The organism is Pseudomonas sp. WJP1 (assembly GCF_028471945.1).
Lineage (GTDB): Bacteria > Pseudomonadota > Gammaproteobacteria > Pseudomonadales > Pseudomonadaceae > Aquipseudomonas.
Genome location: NZ_CP110128.1, coordinates 150,742 through 172,390 on the forward strand (window position 1 = coordinate 150,742; position 21,649 = coordinate 172,390).

A 21,649-nucleotide genomic window follows, 5' to 3' on the forward strand; every position below is an offset into this window, starting at 1 on the left:
TGTTTCAAAACTTGACTGAAAATCCCTTCCAATGTCATATTGATAGTTAGCAAACTAACAGTGTGTGTCTTCCTTCGTGCCGAATAACCTCGACGCTCTGCAAATGAACATCAGCAGCACCATGGTGGTGGCCGCCCGGCATTGGCGCAAAATCTGCCAGGCCACGCTGGCCAACTATGGAATTTCCGAAGCCTGTGCCGTTCCGCTGCTGATGATCGGGCGCTTGGGGGAGGGCGTGCGGCAGGTGACGGTGGCGCAGGCGGCGGGGATGGAAAGCCCGTCCCTGGTGCGCTTGCTCGATCAGTTGTGCCAGGGCGGCTACGTCTGCCGCACCGAAGACGCGCAGGACCGGCGCGCCAAATGCCTGAGCCTGACCGATACCGGTCGGACCCTGGTGCAAGCCGTAGAGGTTGAATTGGTGCGTTTGCGTCATGAAGTCCTGGAAGGCATCGAGCAGGGAGATCTTGAAGCGACGCTGCGCGTATTGAAGGCCTTCGAGTCAGCCAGTCATTTGCCGGTAGCCAACCCTTGAACGGCTTCTTTTCCGGCATGCCCCCGGCACGGGACTGGTTCTACGGCGTACGCACCTTCGCGGCCTCGATGATCGCGCTGTACATCGCCCTGCTCATGCAAATGCCGCGTCCTTATTGGGCGATGGCCACGGTGTATATCGTTTCCAGCCCCTTTGTCGGGCCTACCAGTTCCAAGGCGTTGTACCGTGCGGTCGGCACTTTTCTTGGTGCCGCTGCAGCTGTGCTGTTCGTGCCGATGTTTGTCCAGAGTCCCTATGTGCTGGTGCTGGTCATCGCGCTGTGGACCGGGATCCTGTTGTTTCTGTCCATGCATTTGCGCACCGCCAACAATTACGCCTTGATGCTGGCCGGCTACACCCTGCCGTTGATCGCCCTGCCGGTGGTGAATAACCCGTTGGCCGTGTGGGACGTGGCCGAAGCGCGCACCGAAGAAATCTTCCTCGGCATCGCCGTCGCCGCCGTGGTTGGCGCGATGTTCTGGCCGCGACGGCTGGCCCCGGTGTTCAACGATTCGGTGAGCAAATGGTTTGCCGACGCGTCGACTTATAGCGCGCGCTTTCTCGGTCGCAACGTGCAGCCCGAGGAAGTCAGCGCCTTGCGCGCCTCGATGGTTGCCACCTTCAATACCCTGGAACTGATGATCGGTCAGCTGCCCCACGAAGGCGCGCGCCCACAAACAGTGCGCAACACCAAGGAGTTGCGTGGGCGGATGATTCACCTGTTGCCGGTGATCGATGCCCTCGACGATGCGCTCTACGCGTTGGAACGGCGCACCCCTGAGCTGGTGGAGAAGTTCGCACCCTTGCTGGCCGCCGCCACTGAATGGCTCGGTCACAAGAGCGCTGACCTCGAGCGCTGGCAGGCACTCAAAGATCAACTCGAAGCGCTGCAACCGAGCGCCGAAGCGCTGGATGATCGCAAGCAACTGCTGTTCTCCAACGCCATTTATCGCCTCGGCGAGTGGGTCGATTTGTGGCAGGACTGCCGCAGCCTGCAACACGCGATCCAGTGCGAAAGCCAGGACAGTTGGCGCGCGGTCTATCGGCATTGGCGCCTGGGGCGCCTGACTCCGTTTCTGGATCGTGGCCTGATGTTCTATTCCGCCGCCTCCACCGTCGCGGCGATCATTGTCGCCTCGGTGCTGTGGATTCTGCTGGGCTGGACCGATGGCGGCAGTGCGGTGATCCTGGCGGCAGTGGCGTGCAGCTTCTTTGCCTCGATGGACGACCCGGCACCACAGATTTACCGGTTCTTTTTCTGGACCGCGATGTCGGTAGTGTTCGCCAGCCTCTACCTGTTTCTCGTCCTGCCCAACCTGCATGATTTCCCGATGCTGGTGCTGGCCTTCGCGGTGCCGTTCATCTGCATCGGCACCCTGACGGTCAAGCCGCAGTTTTACCTGGGCATGTTGCTGACCCTGGTCAACACCTCGTCGTTCATCAGTATCCAGGGTGCCTACGACGCGGATTTCCTCAGCTTCGCCAACTCCAACCTGGCCGGCCCGATCGGGTTGCTGTTCGCGTTCGTCTGGACCCTGATCGCCCGGCCGTTCGGTGCCGAGCTGGCGGCCAAGCGCCTGACCCGTTTCGCCTGGCGCGACATCGTCAGCCTCACCGAGCCGGCCACGCTGGCCGATCACCGGCGCCTGGGCGTGCAGGTTCTGGATCGACTGATGCAGCATTTGCCGCGGCTGGCCGTGACCGGCCAGGACACCGGCATCGCCTTGCGCGAAGTTCGTGTGGCGCTGAACCTGCTCGACCTGCTGGCGTATACGCCGCGGGTTCACGGCGCACCGCAGGCATTGCTGCGTCAGGTGGTGACCGAGGTCGGCGAATACTTCAAAGCCTGCCTCAAGGCTGGCGAGCGTCTGCCGGCACCAAGCCCGTTGCTGATGACCCTTGATCGCACCCGCCGGGCGTTGGGCAGTGCGGGTGATGACGAAACCCGCCTGCATTTGCTGCATGCCTTGAGTGGCTTGCGCCTGGCGTTGTTGCCCGGCGTCGAATTCGTCGGTTCTGCCGAGCCCGAAGAACCGCTTCCCCATGGCATCGATGGAGCGCCTTTATGATCGGTGATCTGGATATCAGCGGGGTGTTCCTGCCCACGCTGCTGGTGCTGATGGGCATTACCTATGTGTTGTACCTGTTGGTGCACGGGGTGCTGACGCGCCTGCACTTTTACCGTCTGGTCTGGCACCGGGCATTGTTCAACGTGGCCCTCTACGCCCTGCTGCTTGGCGCCGTGGATTCACTCAGCCGATACCTGATGACATGAAAAAGCCGTTTCTAACCCTCGGTCGCGTGGTCCTGACCCTGTTGATCGTAACCTTCGCCGTTGTCGTGGTCTGGCGCATGGTGATGTATTACATGTTCGCGCCCTGGACCCGTGACGGGCACATCCGGGCCGACATCGTGCAGATCGCGCCGGATGTCTCCGGGCTGATCCAGCAAGTGCAAGTGCGCGACAACCAGTTGGTCAAGCGCGGCCAGGTGCTGTTCAGCATCGACCAGGATCGTTTCAAGCTGGCCCTGCGCCAGGCGAAAGCGGCGGTGGCAGACCGCGAGGAAACCCTGGCCCAGGCCCAGCGCGAAGCCAAGCGTAACAAGGGCCTTGGCAATCTGGTGCCGGGCGAGCAACTGGAAGAAAGCCAGTCCCGGGTGGCCCGCGCACAAGTGGCGTTGATGGAAGCCCAGGTTGCAGTAGACAGCGCGCAGTTGAACCTCGACCGCTCGGTGATCCGCAGTCCAGTGGACGGTTACGTCAACGACCGCGCGCCGCGAACCCAGGAATTCGTCAGTGCCGGGCGGCCGGTATTGTCGGTCGTGGACAGCAATTCTTTTCATATCGACGGCTATTTCGAAGAAACCAAACTCAACGGCATCCATATCGGCCAGAGCGTCGACATCCGGGTGATCGGCGACAACGCGCGCCTGCGCGGCCATGTGGAAAGCATCGTGGCCGGGATCGAAGACCGCGACCGCACCAGTGGCAACAACCTGCTGCCCAACGTCAATCCGGCCTTCAGTTGGGTGCGGTTGGCGCAGCGGATTCCGGTGCGTATCGCGTTCGATGAGGTGCCTGAAGATTTCCGCATGATCGCCGGGCGTACCGCCACGGTATCAATCATCGACGACCAGAACCGGGAGCCCGCGCAATGAGCAAGGCCTCGGGTTTGGCGATTGCCGGATTAGGCTTGTTGCTGTCGGCGTGTCAGGTGGTCGGTCCGGATTATCACTTGCCAGACGACGCCGCCATCCACCGCGAAGACCTGCAGGGCGAACTGGCAGTGAACGGCAAGCCGGTGGTCTCGGCACCGGTGCCTGCCGATTGGTGGCGTCTGTATCAGGACCCGCGGCTCGACCAGTTGGTGCAGCAGGCCCTGGCATCCAACACTGATTTGCGCGTGGCCGCCGCCAGCCTGCTGCGAGCTCGCGCTCAGGTCGACGCGGCCGAGGCCGCAGGCGGCTGGAGCGGTGGGGTGAAGATGGGCGCCCAGCGTTTGCAGGAATCCGGTGAAGCGTTCTTGCTGCCGGAAAAGGTGCCGGTGGCCAACATTGGCGATATCGGCATCAGCGCGTCCTACCAATTCGACCTGTTCGGCACCTTGCAGCGCGGCATCGAGGCGGCCAAGGCCAATGCCGATGCGACCCAGGCGGCCGCCGATACGGCGCGCATCACCTTGGTGGCCGATGTGGTCCGGGCCTACACCCAGGTGTGCGCGGCCAACGAGGAGCGGGAAATCGCCCAGCATTCCCTCGACCTGCAAGCCCAGAGCACCACGCTCATCCAGCGTTTGCGCGATGCCGGGCGTGGCGATGAAACACAGGTCACCCGTTCGCAAACCCAATTCAAGTCCTTGCGCGCCGACATGCCGCGCTATGAAGCGGCGCGTCAGGCCGGGCTATTCCGCTTGTCGATGCTGCTGGCCAAGCCGCTGGATCAACTACCGGCCGGCACCGACAGCTGCGCCGAACTGCCAAAAATCGCGCAACTGGTGCCGGTGGGTGACGGTGCATCGCTGCTCAAGCGCCGCCCCGACATCCGGCAGGCCGAACGTCGACTGGCAGCCGCGACGGCCGGTATCGGCATCGCCACCGGTGAGCTGTACCCGGACATCCGCATCGGCGCGACCATCGGCACGGTCGGTATCCTGGAAAATCTTGGCGAGCCATCCACCAACCGTTGGGGCTTCGGCCCGTCGCTGACCTGGAACGTGCCGACCAACGGCGCCCGGGCACGGATTCGCGAGGCTGAAGCGGTGACCCAGGCCACGCTGGCGCATTTCGATGGCGTGGTACTCAACGCTATTCGTGAAACCCAGACCGGCCTGGCCCAGTACTCCGCCTTGCTGCAACGCCGAGAGGCCCTGGCGGACGCCGAGCAGTCGGCGAAGCTCGCCGCCGACCAGACCCATCGCTTCTTCCAGGCCGGTCGCGCCTCGTTCCTGGCGGACTTGCAGGCGACCCGCACCTACATCGACGTCACCGCGCAACTGGCCGCTGCCAATACCCAGGTTGCCATCAGCCAGATCGATTTGTTCCTCGCCCTGGGCGGCGGTTGGGAAAGCGGACGAACGCAAGCGTCGAACCCCGGCAAACCCTGAGGCCGTTGCTATGCTTTGAAGTGTTGAAAGGGCGTTCTTGAAAAAGCGCCCTGGATTCGCACAAGGCATGCGCAGGTCATGGGGAAACCAATAATGAAAAACCCTTATGCTCTCGGCTTCTGGTGCGCCGTTGTGGCGTTAGTGCTGCTCACGGGCACCTATTTCTACGGCATTATGCTGGCCCATCAGATCGACACGGCGCTGACGTTCCTCGACAGCGTCGCACTGTTGATCGCCGTGATGTCCATTGCGGTGGTGGCCTGGGCCTCGGTCCAGGGCCAGCGAATCAAAAAAAGACAGCTGGAACAAGGCAAGACCCTGGTGATGATCTGGGACACTAAGGTGGCGCTACGGCGTGTCGAATCGGTTTTCGACCGGTATTTCTGGGGCAGCTACTGGCAACCGGGCCGGACCTTCCAGGAAGTCATGGGCGAGCTCACGGGCACGCCGCTGGAAAAAAGCCTCGAGAGCTTGAAAAAACAATGCCTTGAGCTGGACAAACAAGTGGCCGACGACGGTCGGCACTGGCTCAACAATGCCCGCGAGCTGGCCGACGTGGCTACCGCCATGGCCCGCGAGCGCTATCAGCTGGACTTCTGCGACCCACGCGGGGGGGAAGTGACAGGTGGGGCGGTGATCAACCGGGATTTTGAAGTGTTGATCTACACCTGGACGGCGCGGCTGAAAACCTTTGATCATCAGCTTGATGAGATTGAAGTGCAGTATTCCTGATTCACTGTTGGCAGTACCGACGCCTTCGCGGGCAAGCCTCGCTCCTACAGGGTTCACGCTGACCTGTAGGAGCGAGGCTTGCCCGCGAACGCGATCTCATGCGCACTCAAACAGACACTTTTTCACCGTTAACCATTGGGCCACCCGTCGCGCCTGATGCTAACCTGCACCCCACTTTCAGCGCAGTCGTGACCACAACCCGTCATGGGTTCAGGGAAGACGACCACACCTCAACAACGGACATTGAACGGGTCATTCATGAATAAATCAGCAGGCGTGCTCCTGGGAATCGTTGTCGCCATTGGTGCGATCAGCGCCGGCGGAGCCTGGTTTACCGGCACCAAGATCGAAGGTGTGCTCAACACCTCCCTGGCGGATGCCAACAAGCAATTGCAGGCTGCGATGGTCGGTTACAAAGGCACTGCCTCGCTGGAGCTGGTGTCCCTGGAACGCCATGTGTTCAGCAGCACTGCGCATTACCGCCTCAAGGGTGAAGGCGAAATGTTCGGCGAGGCGCCGGTCGAGTTGCTGTTTACCGACCACATCGAACACGGCCCGCTGCCGTTCTCGCGCCTGGTGTCGCTGAAGTGGTTGCCGGTCATGGCAACCAGTCACTACGAACTGGAAAAGACCCCGCTCACTGAAAAATGGTTCGCCGCCACCAAGGACGCTTCGCCGCTCAAAGGCGTGGTCAACATTGGCTACGACAACTCCACCAACGGCACGCTCGAATTGCTGCCGCTGGAAACTGCGCTGGATGACAAGTCCAGCCTGAAATTTTCCGGTCTGAAGGTTGATGTCGCGGCCAGCGCCCAGGCGCAGAAGGTCAAGGCAGATGGCTACATGGACAGCCTCAAGCTGACCACGGTTTCCGAAGACCAGGCTCCGGTGCAGGTCGAGTTGAGCGGTCTCACCCTGGCCAGCAACCTGGCAAAAAGCACCTACGGCTATTACACCGGCGACAACACTATCGAGCTGAGCAACAGCAAAACTACTTTTGGCCCCAAGCAGTCAGTACTGGGCTTCAAAAACTTCGAAATGAAGAACCACACCGAGGAATCAGGCACCAGCGCTTCCGGGCGCGCCGATTACAAGATCGGTGAAGTGTCCCTGAACGGCAAGGCCGTGGGTTCTGCCCAGCTGGCCATGAGCCTGAAGAACCTCGACATCCCGGCGACGTTGTCGCTGATGCAGATCTACCAGACCAAATTGCAACCCTATGAGCAGGCCGCGGCCGAGGCTGCCGAAGCCGGTCAACCGGTGCCCGAGCTGAACCTGACCCCGGCAGAAGAAGCGCAGCTTAAAACCGGCCTGGAACAATTGCTGGCGGCCGGTCCGCAGGTGGCCCTGGAGAACCTGTCGTTCAACACCGCCAATGGCGAAAGCCGCGCTAACCTGGTGCTCGACCTGACCAAGCCGCAAGCGATCGACCTGCCGGCCGACCAGTTGGTCCGCCAGATGATCGCGCTGCTGGACGTCAACCTGAAAGTGTCCAAGCCGATGCTCGTCGACATACTCAGCGTGCAGTCGCAAATCGACGGCCAGACCGACGCCAAGCTCATCGCCGATCAGGCCACAGCCACCGCCGATATGTTCAGCGGCATGGCGGTCGGCTCGCAATTGGCGAAACTGGACGGCAACAACGTTGTCTCCCAACTGCACTTCGCCAATAACCAGGTGGAATTCAACGGCCAGAAAATGACCGTCGAGGAGTTTGTCGGTTTCCTGATGAACAAGTTCAGCGGTCCAGGCGTAGTCCAAGAGCCCTAACCCCCACCCTACCTTGTAGGAGCCAGGCTTGCCGGCGAAGAACGATAATGCGGTGCAGCAGGTACACCGCGTTATCGTTCTTCGCCGGCAAGCCTGGCTCCTACAGGTGCACCTCAGCCGCGAATCAATCGCCACGCCTCATCCACGGACAACGGCTGCTTCATTCGTTCCGCAAGCATCGCCATCGTGCGCTCTTCATCGCAGGCCACTGCCGCCGTCACCACGCCATTTTTACCGAACAGACCGATAAACGGCGGGTTGCCAGGATCACCCTTGAACTCGACCTCGTCCCAGGCTTGCGCGTGCCCAAGGTAGTCGTAGTTTTTGCCAAAGTGCCAGGTCCAGAAATACGGCACGTCGAGGTAACGCTCATCGCCACCGAGCATGTTCGCCGCCGCGATCCGCGCCTGTTGTTGCGCCAGGCGCCAGTGTTCGATGCGCTGGGGCTGGCCGTTGAGTGTGAACGTCGCGATATCGCCCGCCGCCCAGAGTCCGTCGGCTACGCGCATCCCGCCGTCGACCAGCAGCGACTGGTCCTTTTCCCTCGGCAGATCGGCAAAAGACGCAGTGGCCGGGGTAACGCCAATCCCGACCAGCACCAGGTCCGCCGGCAAGCGCTGATCATTATCCAGGCGCACCGCTTCGACCCGCGTAGTCCCTTCGATCTGCGCTGCCTGCCCCTCGGTCCGGTACACCACGCCGTTGGCCTGGTGCAGCGCCAGGATCGCCTTGCCGACGCTGTCGCCGAACTGTTTGGCAAACGGCACCGGATGGCGGGCCAGAACAGTGACCTCCAGGCCGTATTGGCGCAGGGAGGAAGCGGATTCCATGGCGATGAAACTGTCGCCGATGATCACCGCCCGCTGACCGGCCCTGGCGGTCTGCAGAATCTGTTGCGCATCCGCCTTGGAACGCAAGACGAACACCTGCGGCAGGTCTGCGCCGGGCAATTGCAGTCGATTGGGGATGCCGCCTGTCGCCAGTAATGCGGCGTCGTACTTCAGCGATTGGCCGTCGACCAGTCGCAGTGTTTTGTTCGCGGCATCCAGGCTCGCCACTTCAGCGTTGATTCGTTCGACTCTTTGCTCGCGATAAAAGTCTTCCTCGCGCAGGGCCGGGACTTCCTCCAGCGGCGTCTCACCGGCAATCACGAATTTGCTCAGTACCGTGCGGTCGTACCCGGCGCCGGTTTCGCGGTCGATCAACAGCACCCGTCCACCAAAGCCCTTTTCGCGCAGGGCCGATGCCGCCGCCGTGCCCGCGGCACCCGCACCGACAATCACAAAGGTGCGCTCGTCATCGGCCGGTGGCGTGTGAGCGTCCTGCAGCGGCTGATCGTCGACCCAGACTTCGTCCCCGCGCACTTCAAGCGGGTAGCGCTTGAGGCTGTCCAGGGCCGGCGGCTCACACAGTCCGCCGTCCTCGATCCGAAACTGGCCCTTGTGCCATGGACACGTCAGCCGCCCATGGCAGAGCGCGCCTTCGACCAGCGGCGCGCCGGCATGCGGGCATTCGCCTTGATAGGCGCGTACTTGATCGCCGACTTTCAGCAGGAGGATTTTGCTGTCCTGGATGCTGACTTCCAGGCCACGGTCTTCGGGTATATCGGCGAGACGGGCAACGCGATGCAGGGTCATGATCGCTCTCCAGACAGGCGTTTCAATTAAGAGTCTGGCGCTTAATTCGAGGTTCAGCCAATTCCCACTGCCACCGCGCGAACGGTCCGGCTATAGTTTGCTCGCCGACCTCGGCCCCACCCGCACCAGGTACTCCCGGTATGACCCGATTGACCTCTCTGACCCCTTGGCTGGCGGCCGCAGCAGTCGCCCTTTGCGTGCAATTTCCGGCGCAGGCGGCCCAGGAACATTTCACCCTGAACATCCCGGGCGTCTCGGATGACCGATTGTTCACCTCGGCCGCCGCCAGCGACGCCCAGGGTTGTGGCGGACACAATGTTTCGCCGGCGCTGAACTGGAACGCCGGCCCTGCAGGCACGCTCAGCTACGCCATCGTCATGCACGACCCGGATGGCCAAAAAGGCCAGGGCGTCGACAACTGGGTGCATTACGGCATCAAGGCCGGCACGCACCAGATTCCAGCAGGTGTCGGAACAAAATCCGGGCTCGAGGGTGTCGGCGGCACCAACAGCAAAGGCACTACGGGGTACGTCGGCCCTTGCCCTCCGGTTGGCGACAGCGCGCATCATTACATCATCCAGATCTTCGCCCTGGACCTGGCCCCCGATGCCCTGCCAGCCGGCCTGACGCGCACCCAGCTGCTGGAAAAAATCAAAGGTCACGTACTGAAAAACAGCAGCGTGGTCCGGCGCTACCACCGCTAAAAGTTTTTTAGCGAGGGTTAACCCGAACCGATCGGGCTGTCCGTCTCACAGGATGAATGGATCAAATTCCTCCTGAGGTCAGCCCCATGTCTCTCCCTCTGCATGTTCTACGTCCGGTCGCCCAGGGTTTCACCGCCGGGCTGTTGCTGGCGATTGCCGGTTGCGGCGTTTCTTCGAAACCTGAATCCGCAGCGGTACCGCCACCGGCTCAGTCTGAGCTGAAAAGCGAAGCCTTGGTGCAACATGAAACCGTCATGGCTGATGCCGCGGTGGCCAAACGCAGCGTGAGCGCGGCGCCCATGGCCCGTTTCGCGCCAATACCGGCCGGAGAGGCTTATCCACAGGGCTACCGTGACGAACAGCGCGAGCAATATCAGGCCCTGGCAGACAACCCGATCCACAGCGTCGCCCAGGCGCCGGTCTCGACCTTCAGCGTCGACGTCGACACCGGCGCTTACGCCAACGTCCGCCGTTTGCTCAACCAGGGGCGACTGCCACCGGAAGGGGCGGTGCGGCTGGAAGAGATGGTCAATTACTTCCCTTACGACTACGCCTTGCCCACCGACGGCTCGCCCTTCGGCGTGACCACGGAACTGGCAGCGTCACCCTGGAACCCGCACACGCGCTTGTTGCGCATCGGCATCAAGGCTTCGGATCGCGTGGTCGCTGAACTGGCCCCGGCGAACCTGGTGTTCCTGGTGGACGTGTCCGGTTCGATGGATCGCCGCGAGGGCCTGCCGCTGGTCAAAAGCACCCTGAAATTGCTGGTCGAGCAACTGCGTGAACAGGATCGGGTTTCGTTGGTGGTCTACGCCGGGGAATCGCGCGTGGTACTCGAATCCACTTCTGGACGGGAAAAAGCGAAAATTCGTACAGCTATCGACCAATTGACTGCAGGCGGTTCCACCGCCGGAGCCTCGGGCATCGAACTGGCTTATCAACAGGCGCAACAGGCATTTATCCCCAAGGGCATCAACCGTGTGCTGCTGGCCACGGACGGTGACTTCAATGTCGGCGTCAGCGACTTCGACAGCCTCAAGCAAATGGCTGTGGATAAACGCAAGACCGGCGTATCCCTGACCACCCTGGGTTTTGGTGTGGATAACTACAATGAACACCTGATGGAACAACTGGCCGATGCTGGCGATGGCAACTACGCCTACATCGACAACCTGCGTGAGGCGCGCAAGGTGCTGGTGGATCAACTGGGCTCGACCCTTGCCGTCGTGGCGAAAAACGTCAAGCTGCAAGTGGAATTCAACCCCGCGCACGTCAGCGAATATCGCCTGCTGGGTTATGAAAACCGTGCATTGAAACGTGAGGATTTCAGCAATGACAAGGTCGATGCCGGTGAGATCGGTGCAGGACATACTGTGACTGCGTTGTACGAAATTGTCCCCAAGGGTGAGAAGGGTTGGCTGGAGCCGCTGCGCTACGCTCAAGCGGACTCCGCTGTTTCCGAAAAACATGGCGAATTGGCGATGCTGCGGGTGCGTTATCAAATGCCGGAGGGTGGTAACAGTCGCCTGATCGAGCGCCCGATCGTTGACTCCCCGACTGGCAAAGCCAGCGATGACCTGCGGTTTGCCGCGGCAGTGGCAGCGTTTTCCCAACAACTCAAGGACGGACGCTACACCGGCGAATTCAGCCTCAAGGACACTGAAACGCTGGCCCGAGGCGCTCGGGGCGATGACCGCTTCGGCCTGCGCAGCGAGTTCATACAATTGGTGGAACTGGCGCAGAGCCTGCGCACCACCACGGCGTCGAATCCAACTGCCACCGAACGACGGATTGAATAGTGAGCCGATTGAAAGGGTTCATCAGCCAGCTGTTTGCACCTGCAAGCAGCCTTGAGGCCAGCAGCGACGAATCGCTGCTGGCCCGTTATCGCGAGGGCGACGGTGCGGCGTTCGAGATTTTGTACGCGCGCCACCGTCAGGGCTTGTACCGATTTCTGCTGGGGTTGAGTGGCAGGGCTGAACTCGCCGAGGAGGTCTATCAGGAAACCTGGTTGAGCTTGATCCGCAGCGGCAGTCAGCCACAAGGTCGGGCGACTTTTCGTACCTGGCTCTACCAGATTGCCCGCAACCGCTTGATCGATCACTGGCGCAAACACGGCGCCCATCAACCGCTGCACGACAGCTACGACGAACAGGCCCATGCCCTGCCCGACGAGGCGGCCGACCCTGAACAGCTGCTGAGCCTGAGCCGCGACAGCCAGCGCCTTGAAGCTGCCCTGCAAGCCTTGCCCGCCGACCAGCGCGAAGTGTTCCTGCTGCGCGCCTACAGCGATCTCGATTTACCGCAGATCGCCACCCTCACCGAAACTCCGCTGGAAACCGTCAAGAGCCGCTTGCGTTACGCCCAGCAAAAACTGCGTCGGCTGCTGGCCGAGGAGGTACTGACATGACTGACGCCAAGCACACCACGGATCACCAAGCGCTCGAACATTACCGCGAGCAGGCCACCGGCGAACCACCGGCGCATCTCGATGCCTTGATCCTGGCCGCCGCGCGCAACGCCGCACCCTCGCCGAAGCCAGGGCTGTGGCAACGCTGGATTCGCGCCTGCCAGCAACCCCGCTGGCAAGTGGCATTCGCCAGCCTCGTCGGCATCGCGCTGGTGCTCTCGCTGGTGCAACGCACACCTGAGCAAGTGCCAGGCTACGACTTCGCGCCCGCGCCCAAAGCCTCGGTACCGGTCGTCAAACAGGAAGCCGAAGCAGCGCCGCCAGGGCCGGCCCGTTCCCTGAAGGCCCCGGTTGGCGCGCTCTCCGCACCTGCACCCGCCGCACCCATGGCGGAATCGATGGCCCCGGCGCAAGCAGAATCCTTCAGTGTCGACATGGCGGACGAAGCCAAAGTCAGCAAGCGCGCCGGGGCCCCTGTGAAATCCCTGGATGATCAATTGCGCGAAGTGCTTCGCCTGCAAAAAAACGGGCACAAGCAAGCCGCCGATAAACTGCTGGCCGACTTGCACAAACGCTTCCCCGACGAAAACCTCAGCGCCCGACTGAAGGATCTGCAGAAAAACTGACCGGCATAACGCTCGACAATTTGGCATCAAGGCCCGAAAGCGCGCACTATCGGGCCATAGTCGATGCGTTGGAGGATGCCGTGACAAAAAAAATCGACCGCATCGCCCAAATGCTCAACTGCCCGGAAAAGGGCGAGGAATTACGACGGGCAATTACCGAGAGTCGTAAGGATTTTCTGCTGAACCAGCAGGAAGAGGGTGATGCTGAGGAAGAAGACGTTCTTGAAGTGGAAGAATCCGAGGACGATGAGGATGATGAATACGACGAGTTTGATTGGACGACAGAATGAAAAAACCGCTTCGGCGGTTTTTTTATTTGGGGCAGTGTTGGATCTGTGTCCGGTCCGTACATGGATCTGCGTTGGTACCGAATACATTGATACTAACTAGTGAGGATATGACTCGCGCCGCAGTATCCGGCGGTATACGTCTCTCCTTCGTCGGCAGCCAGCGACGACAAAAAGAAATTAGCGAAGTCGATTTGATCCAGGGTTCGTCCTAAATACCCTTCGTGGCATTGCGCTGGTGTATTGGCGGCATATTTTTTATTTGAATTTACACAGCATGAAACCTTTGGATATTCTTCGCCCGGGAATGGCCAAGTGACATCACGGAGTGATGGCGTGAAAACTTTATGTACCTTGTTATCTTTCTGGTCGTTTATTTGCTCAGGCTTTGAGCGCGTCACCAAGGCGTTGGACTGCGCAATTGAGCGGTTGCGTCGGTGCCCGCTGGTTCGTGTATTGCTTTATCTAGGCTTTGCATCCTGGGTGTTGTTCAGTGACCCGTTTGGCCTGTCTTCTGCTGCTGACAAGGCATTGTCGGATCAGATCGGACGATTTCGAGCATTCGCTTTTCCCGTCGCTCCTGCACCAGTAACGGTTGTAGCCATCGATTACCCCAGCATCGCAGGGTTGAACAATGAAGGAAAGGGCTGGATGGAGGCCAATGACTGGCCTCTGACATACGCAGATCATGGCCGAATTTTGCGAGACCTCGCTCTACCTAGAGGCGGTGAGGCTGCTCCTGCAGCTATTTTCTACGACATCTTCTTTGAGCGCCCGCGTGCGACGAGCGAAAACTTGGGGCAACTCGGTCGTAATTTGAAGCGACTGGACGCTAATCCAGTTGCATCGAGGATTCATCTGGCCGGTGGGGGGAGGTTTGTGCCGATGTCTCCACAGTCCCTTGAGCAGTTGCAGCCCGCTTCGCTGGCTGTCTCGGCCTGGGAGGGTGCTGGCGACCTTTACCCGTTGCAGGCCCCGCTGGGAGGTGCGCAGGGAGATACACCTGTAGCGACGGCAGCCAGTGCACTCTACCAGGAACTGTGCAAAGCACGCGGTGATGATTGTCAGTGGATCGACTCCCCAAACCACCCAGATCTAGCCATTCAGTGGAGTATCACACCCCGGGATGATTGTCCGGCCAGCTCGCAGAGCGCGTGGCGAGATGTTGTAGCAATTTTCTATCGCCTTGCTGGTCTCGCTACAGCGGCCAAAAACCCGCCAGCTGTATGCATGCCCGTGCATCAGGTGCGGCTGTCTCAGTTGTATGGAGAGCATCCGGTCAGCCTCAGGCCGCCCCACCTCAAGCCCGACGAACCATTCGCGGTGTTGGTGGGGAACGTTATGCCCAGCCTGAACGACTACGTTGCATCGCCACTTTATGGGCAGGTGGCGGGCGTATACCTGCATGCCAATGCGTTGGTGAACTTAAGTGAAAAGGGCCAGGACTACATACGCCAAAGCGACTCTGAAAAATTCATTTTTTTCTGTTTGTTTCTGGCGATTCTGTTCTGGATGTGGCGGCACGGCACTCTTGGTTGGAAGGTTCAGAAGAAGATCGCTGCTGATGCCAAGAGCGATTTGGTTGTCGTAAAGGTGATCAAAGCATTGGGTTTAACCGTGCTCTCAATGCTGCTGGTCACGTCGAGTTTCTACCTGTGCTACCGCCTGAGCGTGGCTCCCGAAGGCTGGATGTCGTTATCCGCCTTCATCCCGTTTCTGTGGGAGGCAATCGCGGCGAGTGAGCCGAACTATCACAAGGATGTATCCAATGAAAACGTGGTTTCCGATCCACTTGCTCCTGCTTGCTAGTTTGAACATTGTTCCGGTTTCGGCAGATACGCTGCAGATCCAGAGAATTCCCCATCCCGAAGAAGTCGAGGCTCAGGCCACTAATGGTGGTGAGTATCGGATGATATCGCAGCTGGGCAAATTGTCCTTTCCGCTGCCGGCCAAGGCCGTGGAAGGTAGCCGGCTGGAGTTCCGCCACGGCGCCGCTGCCTGGAGGGTTTCTCGTGCCGATGTGGAGTTGGTAAACGAAAAACTGGTGGTCGACGCCTGCAGCACCATACCTGTGACCCTGGCTGGCGATGCTAAATCTGCAAGCGTTAAAGGCGCGGGCGAGGGATGCAAATGATCAGGCTGGGTGTCTGCCTGTTTGCACTCGCACTTGCGGCGCTGTCCGGTTGCGCTGTCGACCCGAAGTACAGCGCGTTCAAGCCGTTGGAGGGGGCCGATCGCAAGATCAATATCGACGACGTGAGACTATTGCGGCAGATGGATCGCACCCCGGTCTTGGATCCGGCGCTGATCGAATATGTGCAGCGTGTCCGCCAGCGCCTTGAAGGTGCCTGGGGAAAATCGTGCGACTGCGTAGTAGTTGTGGACTCCTTCAGCGGGTATGAAGCCTATTCGCTCTCTAATACAACCATCGTGGTGTCGGCCGGCTTGATAGCCCAAGCCAGCTCCGAAGATGAGGTTGCAGCAGTCATCGCCCACGAACTCGGGCATGTCTATCAGGGCGATACCACGAAGGGCAGCTTGCAACAGACGGCATTGGATATGACCAAGCTGGGCGCTTGGGCCGCTGGAGCCGGCGGTTACAGTCTGCTCTTTGGCGAGACTGTCGATGATATGGCTAAAGGCTTCGTCTACCGGCACTGGAATCAGGAACAGGAAATCGCTGCAGATCGCTTCGCCGCGCAGTTGCTGGTGAAAGCCGGATATTCTCTTGATGGCCTCAAAATGGCTGTCCGCCGACTCGGCAAGTACGGTGAAGGAGCTCTGTTGGCGCAAGCTCCGAAAACGGCCCGATGCTTGACGGGCAAAGGCGGTAACTACCAGATTAACCTGAAGGGCTGTAGCAAGGAGCTAAGCCATGTGGACGAGAGTATCTACCAATCGTCCGAACAGCGACTGGATTCGACCGTGAAGTTCGCCGCCAGCCTGCCACCAGAGCAGCGCCGTCGTCGGCCGGGTGGGCCGCTGCCGGACTTCTCTTCGGTCGACTACCTGTTCCGGCTAAACGATTTGGTTTCCAGTAATCGCGAGCAGCTCAAGGCAAATTTGACTCGCATTGAGGCGCAGCCCTTGCCTGCGACCCTGCAAGGCAATGTCGCAGTCACCAACAAACTGGCCATGGCTTACGCCATCACTGGCGACTCCGCGCGTGCAGCATCCTATTTGCGCACAAGCCTGCAGAGCACTGGGCGCACTGCCTGGACGTTCAACATGCTATTCAAGGAGGTCGACCGAAGCGGTGACCGCAAGCAGGTATCGAAGGCCATTGAAGACTCGCACCTGGAGGTGGGCTACATGGCACAGTTATTACCTGTGGAGTATTACCTGACCAAGCGCCATGGCCTGCAGGTTTACGAGCTGATCGCTTATGGCCGATGCGTTTCCAATGTGGTTGATGACGTCAATACCTACAACGCCTGCGCCAAGTTCGAGAAACAAGCATCGCAGTCTGGCGGTGCGAACTGGTGATTCCAGCTGCTCCAAGAGTGTGCAGGAGCATTTTGAAAGATACAAAAAAGCCCCAGACCCTACGGCCTGAGGCTTTCTCGTTTCTACGTATGGTGCACCAGGCGGGATTCGAACCCACGACCCCTGCCTTCGGAGGGCAGTACTCTATCCAGCTGAGCTACTGGTGCAGCGGGCGCCATGATACGCATATGCAATGCGGGCGTCCATGCTGCTGAATCGCATGCGTTTTTTAAAAGCGTAACCTGCGTTTGCTACGTTGATCAGAAAATAGCAGCAAATGCGGCGTTTTCGTTCTTTTTTTCGAACAGGCTATTGTCCTTTACCCCCTTTGATCCTAGGATTCGTTTGAGATTTCAAACGCTCTTGTCTGGGTGCTGAACCGCACGATTTGAATCAGTGCGCTATTTATGTGCTTCAGCCCGGTGAATGATTTCCCTGACGGCAGCCTACTGAGGCGCCTTTCTACAATCATAATTTGCTCCGCGCGTGCGCGGTGCTGTTAAGGAAAGCCGACATGCAGCTTAAAGACACCCAGTTGTTCCGCCAGCAAGCCTTCATCGATGGCGCTTGGGTAGACGCGGACAACGGTCAGACGATCAAGGTCAACAACCCGGCAACGGGCGAAATCCTGGGCACCGTGCCGAAAATGGGCGCTGCCGAAACCCGCCGTGCGATCGAAGCTGCTGATAAAGCGCTGCCGGCCTGGCGTGCACTGACCGCCAAAGAACGTGCGGGCAAACTGCGTCGCTGGTTCGAACTGATGATCGAGAACCAGGACGACCTGGCTCGCCTGATGACCATGGAACAAGGCAAGCCATTGGCCGAAGCCAAGGGCGAAATCGTTTACGCCGCTTCCTTCATCGAGTGGTTCGCCGAAGAAGCCAAGCGCATCTACGGTGACGTGATTCCGGGCCACCAGCCAGACAAGCGCCTGATCGTGATCAAGCAGCCAATCGGCGTGACCGCGGCCATCACCCCGTGGAACTTCCCGGCGGCCATGATCACCCGTAAAGCCGGCCCGGCCCTGGCCGCCGGTTGCACCATGGTGCTCAAGCCTGCTTCGCAAACCCCATACTCCGCTTTCGCCCTGGCCGAACTGGCCCAGCGTGCCGGTATCCCGGCTGGCGTGTTCAGCGTTGTTTCCGGCAGCGCCGGCGACATCGGTACCGAGCTGACCAGCAACCCGATCGTGCGCAAGCTGTCCTTCACCGGTTCGACCGAAATTGGTCGTCAGCTGATGGCCGAATGCGCCAAGGACATCAAGAAAGTGTCCCTGGAACTGGGCGGCAACGCACCGTTCATCGTGTTCGACGACGCGGACCTGGATAAGGCCGTCGAAGGCGCGATCATTTCCAAATACCGCAACAACGGCCAGACCTGCGTCTGCGCCAACCGTCTGTACATTCAGGACGGTGTCTACGACGCCTTCGCCGAGAAACTGAAAGTGGCCGTGGCCAAGCTGAAGATCGGTAACGGACTGGAAGACGGAACCACCACTGGCCCGCTGATCGACGAAAAAGCCGTGGCCAAGGTGCAAGAGCACATCGCCGACGCCCTGAGCAAAGGCGCGACCGTATTGGCTGGCGGCAAGCCGATGGAAGGCAACTTCTTCGAACCGACCATCCTGACCAACGTGCCGAACAATGCTGCCGTGGCCAAGGAAGAAACTTTCGGCCCACTGGCTCCACTGTTCCGCTTCAAAGACGAAGCCGATGTGATCGCGATGTCCAACGACACCGAGTTCGGCCTGGCTTCGTACTTCTATGCTCGTGACCTGGGTCGCGTGTTCCGCGTGGCAGAAGCCCTGGAATACGGCATGGTCGGCGTCAACACCGGTCTGATCTCCAACGAAGTCGCGCCATTCGGCGGCATCAAGGCCTCGGGCCTGGGCCGTGAAGGCTCCAAGTACGGCATCGAAGATTACCTGGAAATCAAATACCTCTGCCTGGGCATCTAAGCCCGGTAAGAGATTGCTTCAAACGCAAAGGGCACGAGAGCGCTGTCCCTTTGCGCCGTTTCAAACAGGAATTTTCTCTGTGGCCGGGAACGCTGTAGCAGTCGATCATCGCATGCTGCTGCAGTTGCTTCCCCGCCGCTTAATCCTTGAACCACGCCGACCGATGAGCGGCGAATGAGGAATGTAATGAGCAAGACTAACGCTGATTTGATGGCCCGCCGTACCAATGCAGTTCCACGTGGTGTTGGCCAGATTCACCCGATCTTCGCCGAGTCCGCGAAGAACGCGACCGTGACCGACGTTGAAGGTCGCGAGTTCATCGATTTCGCCGGCGGTATCGCCGTGCTGAACACCGGCCACGTGCACCCGAAAGTCATCGCCGCCGTGACCGAGCAGCTGAACAAGCTGACCCACACCTGCTTCCAGGTACTGGCCTACGAGCCGTACGTAGAAGTGTGCGAAAAAATCAACGCCAAGGTGCCAGGTGATTTCGCCAAGAAAACCCTGCTGGTGACCACCGGCTCCGAAGCTGTGGAAAACTCGATCAAGATCGCCCGTGCCGCCACTGGCCGTGCCGGCGTGATCGCGTTCACCGGCGCTTACCACGGCCGTACCATGATGACCCTGGGCCTGACCGGTAAAGTCGTGCCTTACTCGGCCGGCATGGGCCTGATGCCAGGCGGCGTGTTCCGCGCGCTGTACCCGAACGAACTGCATGGCGTGAGCATCGACGATTCGATCGCCAGCATCGAGCGCATCTTCAAGAACGACGCCGAGCCGCGTGACATCGCTGCCATCATCATCGAGCCGGTTCAGGGCGAAGGTGGTTTCTACGTCGCTCCAAAAGAATTCATGAAGCGTCTGCGTGCCCTGTGCGACCAGCACGGCATCCTGCTGATCGCTGACGAAGTACAAACCGGCGCAGGCCGTACCGGTACTTTCTTCGCCATGGAACAGATGGGCGTTGCTGCCGACCTGACCACCTTCGCCAAATCCATCGCTGGCGGCTTCCCGTTGGCCGGTGTGTGCGGCAAGGCGGAATACATGGACGCTATCGCTCCAGGCGGCCTGGGCGGCACCTACGCCGGTAGCCCGATCGCTTGCGCCGCGGCCCTGGCCGTGATGGAAGTGTTCGAAGAAGAGCACCTGCTGGACCGCTGCAAGGCTGTCGGCGAGCGTCTGGTGACTGGCCTGAAAGCTATCCAGGCCAAGTACCCGGTAATCGGCGAAGTGCGTGCCCTGGGCGCGATGATCGCTGTCGAGCTGTTCGAAGGTGGCGACAGCCACAAGCCGAACCCGACCGCCGTGGCCGCTGTTGTGGCCAAGGCTCGCGACAAGGGTCTGATCCTGCTGTCCTGCGGCACCTACGGCAACGTTCTGCGCGTCCTGGTACCGCTGACTTCGCCGGACGAGCAACTGGATAAAGGCCTGGCGATCATCGAAGAGTGCTTCTCCGAGCTCTGATCACCGAGTGTGACCTGCTTCACAAAAAACCCGCTTCGGCGGGTTTTTTCATGCCCTCTAAAACGCAAAACCGCGTATTAGCGCTGTAACCGATGGCCGGCTTTGGCTAAGGTTCACGCATTGCCAGGGAGAGCTGTATGACAGTCGTCATTTTACCCGCGATTCCGAGAGTGCTGATCGCCGAGGCCGACCCATGGACCCGCGATCTGCTCAAGGAAGTGTTGTTGAACGTTCGCTGCGATGCGCGGCTGGATTTGTGTGCCGATGGTCAGCAGGCGTTGGCTTTGCTGGCGTCAAACCCATACGACCTGGTCATCGCCGATTGGGAGTTGCCAGGCGTCGACGGCCTGAATGTGTTGCGCAGTGTGCGCCAGCGTAAGCGCAATCCACCGTTGCCCTTCATTCTGATGAGCAGCCGCAACGACAGTGCGAGCGTACGTGAGGCCTTGCCGCTGGCCCCCGCCGCGTACCTGACCAAACCCCTGAACATGGCAAGCCTGACCCAGCGCCTGCAGGCTTTGCTGCTGAACGCTGGGGAAGAGGTATCGTGCGAGGTGCCAACGCTGGCGCCGGGCATGACGTTGTCCGTGTTCCTTGAGCGTCGTCGCGAACTGGCGGAAGGCGCGCCGCTGATGACCGACGTGCAAGTGGCGGTCAAGCGAAGCCTCAATCCAAATGGTCTGGATTTGACGGTGCTGGAAGATGAGATCCGCACCGATCCACAGGTCACCGCCGTGCTGATCGCCGCTGCCAACAGCGCCGCCCAGCACCATGGCACCGCTGTGCAGACGCTGTCCCAGGCGCTTCACCGTTTGGGCACCGGGCAGAGCATGAACCTGATCCTGGGCCTGACACTCAAGCGCAGTGCGCGGCTCAGCGATCCGCAGCTGGCGGACTATGCCGAGCGTTACTGGGATTTGTCGCTGCACACCGCTGAGTACGCGCGAACACTGGCGCGCTTGCTGGATCTGGATCAAGCACGTTGCTACTGCGCCGGCATGCTGCATCGGCTGGGCGACCTGGCGTTGCTGCGCTGCTTGCAGGAATGGAAACAGGCCGGTGGCGACCTGGACGAGCAGGAGCAAGTGGGCGAGGCGCTGGCCGAGTTCGGTGCTGCCTACGGTTCGGCGTTGCGCACCCGCTGGCGCCTGCCGCTGGAGCTGCGGCAGCTGATTGCGGCGGCTTACCAGCTCGGTGGCGGGGTTTACTCCCGCGAGGCCCTGGTGATGAACATGGCGGCGCAACTGGCGCGCCTGACCGAGCATGAGGGCCTTGAGGCGCTGGCCAATAGTCGAACGGCGCGGTTGCTGAAGATCGGCTTGCCGGAGCTGGTGCGGATGCGCAAGAAATAGGGCTGACGCGGCCCCCTGTAGGAGCCAGGCTTGCCGGCGAAGAACGATAACGCGGTGCAGCAGGTGCACCGAGGTGTCTGGTTCGCCG

Annotated in this window: 19 protein-coding genes and 1 tRNA gene; 18 read left to right on the forward strand and 2 right to left on the reverse strand. The window is 60.3% G+C overall.

All coding sequences use genetic code 11. The features are described from left to right. Positions 1–103: 103 nt before the first annotated feature. The 7 genes from OH720_RS00700 (at position 104) to OH720_RS00730 (ending at position 7,638) form a co-directional block, all read left to right on the forward strand. Positions 104–532, forward strand: a complete 429-nt coding sequence (locus OH720_RS00700) for a MarR family winged helix-turn-helix transcriptional regulator (protein ID WP_272604181.1) — start codon at positions 104–106, stop codon at positions 530–532. Next, on the forward strand, positions 529–2,601 hold the full coding sequence (locus OH720_RS00705) for an FUSC family protein (RefSeq protein ID WP_272604182.1): 2,073 nt from the start codon (positions 529–531) through the stop codon (positions 2,599–2,601). The genes OH720_RS00700 and OH720_RS00705 overlap by 4 nt, the downstream gene beginning before the upstream one ends. After that, a complete protein-coding gene (locus OH720_RS00710; protein ID WP_008059581.1) occupies positions 2,598–2,807 on the forward strand; it encodes a DUF1656 domain-containing protein in 210 nt (69 codons plus the stop codon). The genes OH720_RS00705 and OH720_RS00710 overlap by 4 nt, the downstream gene beginning before the upstream one ends. Further along, the gene (locus OH720_RS00715) at positions 2,804–3,691 is read left to right on the forward strand and encodes an efflux RND transporter periplasmic adaptor subunit (protein ID WP_272604183.1); all 888 of its coding nucleotides are present in this window, start codon (positions 2,804–2,806) and stop codon (positions 3,689–3,691) included. The genes OH720_RS00710 and OH720_RS00715 overlap by 4 nt, the downstream gene beginning before the upstream one ends. Next, positions 3,688–5,136 (forward strand): efflux transporter outer membrane subunit, encoded by a 1,449-nt coding sequence (locus OH720_RS00720; RefSeq protein ID WP_272604184.1) that lies wholly within the window; start codon positions 3,688–3,690, stop codon positions 5,134–5,136. The genes OH720_RS00715 and OH720_RS00720 overlap by 4 nt, the downstream gene beginning before the upstream one ends. 93 nt (positions 5,137–5,229) lie before the next feature. Further along, positions 5,230–5,868, forward strand: coding sequence for an NADH:ubiquinone oxidoreductase subunit N (locus OH720_RS00725; RefSeq protein WP_272604185.1), 639 nt, complete (start codon positions 5,230–5,232; stop codon positions 5,866–5,868). A gap of 258 nt (positions 5,869–6,126) precedes the next feature. Further along, on the forward strand, positions 6,127–7,638 hold the full coding sequence (locus OH720_RS00730) for a YdgA family protein (RefSeq protein WP_272604186.1): 1,512 nt from the start codon (positions 6,127–6,129) through the stop codon (positions 7,636–7,638). Between the two features lie 113 nt (positions 7,639–7,751). Here the strand turns inward: OH720_RS00730 and OH720_RS00735 are convergent, their stop codons facing one another. After that, entirely contained in the window at positions 7,752–9,275 is a 1,524-nt protein-coding gene (locus OH720_RS00735; RefSeq protein WP_272604187.1) for an apoptosis inducing factor family protein, read from the reverse strand. Between the two features lie 140 nt (positions 9,276–9,415). Here OH720_RS00735 and OH720_RS00740 point away from each other — a divergent pair, with 140 nt between their 5' ends. The 8 genes from OH720_RS00740 (at position 9,416) to OH720_RS00775 (ending at position 16,788) form a co-directional block, all read left to right on the forward strand. Beyond that, entirely contained in the window at positions 9,416–9,979 is a 564-nt protein-coding gene (locus OH720_RS00740; RefSeq protein WP_272604188.1) for a YbhB/YbcL family Raf kinase inhibitor-like protein, read from the forward strand. An 86-nt stretch (positions 9,980–10,065) separates the two neighbouring features. Beyond that, the gene (locus OH720_RS00745; RefSeq protein WP_272604189.1) at positions 10,066–11,778 is read left to right on the forward strand and encodes a vWA domain-containing protein; all 1,713 of its coding nucleotides are present in this window, start codon (positions 10,066–10,068) and stop codon (positions 11,776–11,778) included. 29 nt (positions 11,779–11,807) lie between these two features. Further along, a complete protein-coding gene (locus OH720_RS00750; RefSeq protein WP_442967301.1) occupies positions 11,808–12,389 on the forward strand; it encodes an RNA polymerase sigma factor in 582 nt (193 codons plus the stop codon). Further along, the gene (locus OH720_RS00755) at positions 12,386–13,015 is read left to right on the forward strand and encodes a hypothetical protein (protein WP_272604190.1); all 630 of its coding nucleotides are present in this window, start codon (positions 12,386–12,388) and stop codon (positions 13,013–13,015) included. Before OH720_RS00750 ends, OH720_RS00755 begins: the two co-directional genes overlap by 4 nt. A gap of 20 nt (positions 13,016–13,035) precedes the next feature. Next, entirely contained in the window at positions 13,036–13,305 is a 270-nt protein-coding gene (locus OH720_RS00760) for a hypothetical protein (protein WP_272604191.1), read from the forward strand. A gap of 333 nt (positions 13,306–13,638) precedes the next feature. Next, positions 13,639–15,111, forward strand: a complete 1,473-nt coding sequence (locus OH720_RS00765) for a CHASE2 domain-containing protein (RefSeq protein WP_272604192.1) — start codon at positions 13,639–13,641, stop codon at positions 15,109–15,111. Beyond that, positions 15,071–15,436, forward strand: coding sequence for a hypothetical protein (locus OH720_RS00770; protein WP_272604193.1), 366 nt, complete (start codon positions 15,071–15,073; stop codon positions 15,434–15,436). Before OH720_RS00765 ends, OH720_RS00770 begins: the two co-directional genes overlap by 41 nt. Further along, positions 15,433–16,788 carry a M48 family metalloprotease gene (locus OH720_RS00775; RefSeq protein ID WP_272604194.1) on the forward strand — a complete coding sequence of 452 codons (1,356 nt, stop codon included), beginning with the start codon at positions 15,433–15,435 and terminating at the stop codon, positions 16,786–16,788. Before OH720_RS00770 ends, OH720_RS00775 begins: the two co-directional genes overlap by 4 nt. A gap of 90 nt (positions 16,789–16,878) precedes the next feature. Here the strand turns inward: OH720_RS00775 and OH720_RS00780 are convergent. Continuing rightward, a tRNA-Arg gene (locus tag OH720_RS00780) sits at positions 16,879–16,955 on the reverse strand. A gap of 347 nt (positions 16,956–17,302) precedes the next feature. On the opposite strand from OH720_RS00780, the gene gabD reads away from it, so the two are divergent. The 3 genes from gabD to OH720_RS00795 all read left to right on the forward strand — a co-directional run bounded on the left by gabD (position 17,303) and on the right by OH720_RS00795 (position 21,561). Beyond that, positions 17,303–18,745, forward strand: a complete 1,443-nt coding sequence (gene gabD / locus OH720_RS00785; protein ID WP_272604195.1) for an NADP-dependent succinate-semialdehyde dehydrogenase — start codon at positions 17,303–17,305, stop codon at positions 18,743–18,745. A gap of 186 nt (positions 18,746–18,931) precedes the next feature. Beyond that, complete coding sequence (gene gabT, locus OH720_RS00790) at positions 18,932–20,209, forward strand: 4-aminobutyrate--2-oxoglutarate transaminase (RefSeq protein ID WP_008055411.1); 1,278 nt, start codon at positions 18,932–18,934, stop codon at positions 20,207–20,209. Positions 20,210–20,346: 137 nt separating this feature from the next. Next, positions 20,347–21,561: a response regulator gene (locus OH720_RS00795; RefSeq protein WP_272604196.1), complete on the forward strand. Its 1,215-nt coding sequence runs from the start codon at positions 20,347–20,349 to the stop codon at positions 21,559–21,561. Positions 21,562–21,649: the final 88 nt, after the last annotated feature.

Excerpts from the sequence above, each read along its gene's own strand:
- OH720_RS00700 (WP_272604181.1), top strand. The coding sequence starts at position 104 with ATGAACATCAGCAGCACCATGGTGGTGGCCGCCCGGCATTGGCGCAAA.
- OH720_RS00710 (WP_008059581.1), top strand. The coding sequence starts at position 2,598 with ATGATCGGTGATCTGGATATCAGCGGGGTGTTCCTGCCCACGCTGCTG.
- OH720_RS00715 (WP_272604183.1), top strand. The coding sequence starts at position 2,804 with ATGAAAAAGCCGTTTCTAACCCTCGGTCGCGTGGTCCTGACCCTGTTG.
- OH720_RS00720 (WP_272604184.1), top strand. The coding sequence starts at position 3,688 with ATGAGCAAGGCCTCGGGTTTGGCGATTGCCGGATTAGGCTTGTTGCTG.
- OH720_RS00725 (WP_272604185.1), top strand. The coding sequence starts at position 5,230 with ATGAAAAACCCTTATGCTCTCGGCTTCTGGTGCGCCGTTGTGGCGTTA.
- OH720_RS00730 (WP_272604186.1), top strand. The coding sequence starts at position 6,127 with ATGAATAAATCAGCAGGCGTGCTCCTGGGAATCGTTGTCGCCATTGGT.
- OH720_RS00735 (WP_272604187.1), bottom strand. The coding sequence starts at position 9,275 with ATGACCCTGCATCGCGTTGCCCGTCTCGCCGATATACCCGAAGACCGT.
- OH720_RS00740 (WP_272604188.1), top strand. The coding sequence starts at position 9,416 with ATGACCCGATTGACCTCTCTGACCCCTTGGCTGGCGGCCGCAGCAGTC.
- OH720_RS00745 (WP_272604189.1), top strand. The coding sequence starts at position 10,066 with ATGTCTCTCCCTCTGCATGTTCTACGTCCGGTCGCCCAGGGTTTCACC.
- OH720_RS00755 (WP_272604190.1), top strand. The coding sequence starts at position 12,386 with ATGACTGACGCCAAGCACACCACGGATCACCAAGCGCTCGAACATTAC.
- OH720_RS00770 (WP_272604193.1), top strand. The coding sequence starts at position 15,071 with ATGAAAACGTGGTTTCCGATCCACTTGCTCCTGCTTGCTAGTTTGAAC.
- OH720_RS00775 (WP_272604194.1), top strand. The coding sequence starts at position 15,433 with ATGATCAGGCTGGGTGTCTGCCTGTTTGCACTCGCACTTGCGGCGCTG.
- gabD (WP_272604195.1), top strand. The coding sequence starts at position 17,303 with ATGCAGCTTAAAGACACCCAGTTGTTCCGCCAGCAAGCCTTCATCGAT.
- gabT (WP_008055411.1), top strand. The coding sequence starts at position 18,932 with ATGAGCAAGACTAACGCTGATTTGATGGCCCGCCGTACCAATGCAGTT.
- OH720_RS00795 (WP_272604196.1), top strand. The coding sequence starts at position 20,347 with ATGACAGTCGTCATTTTACCCGCGATTCCGAGAGTGCTGATCGCCGAG.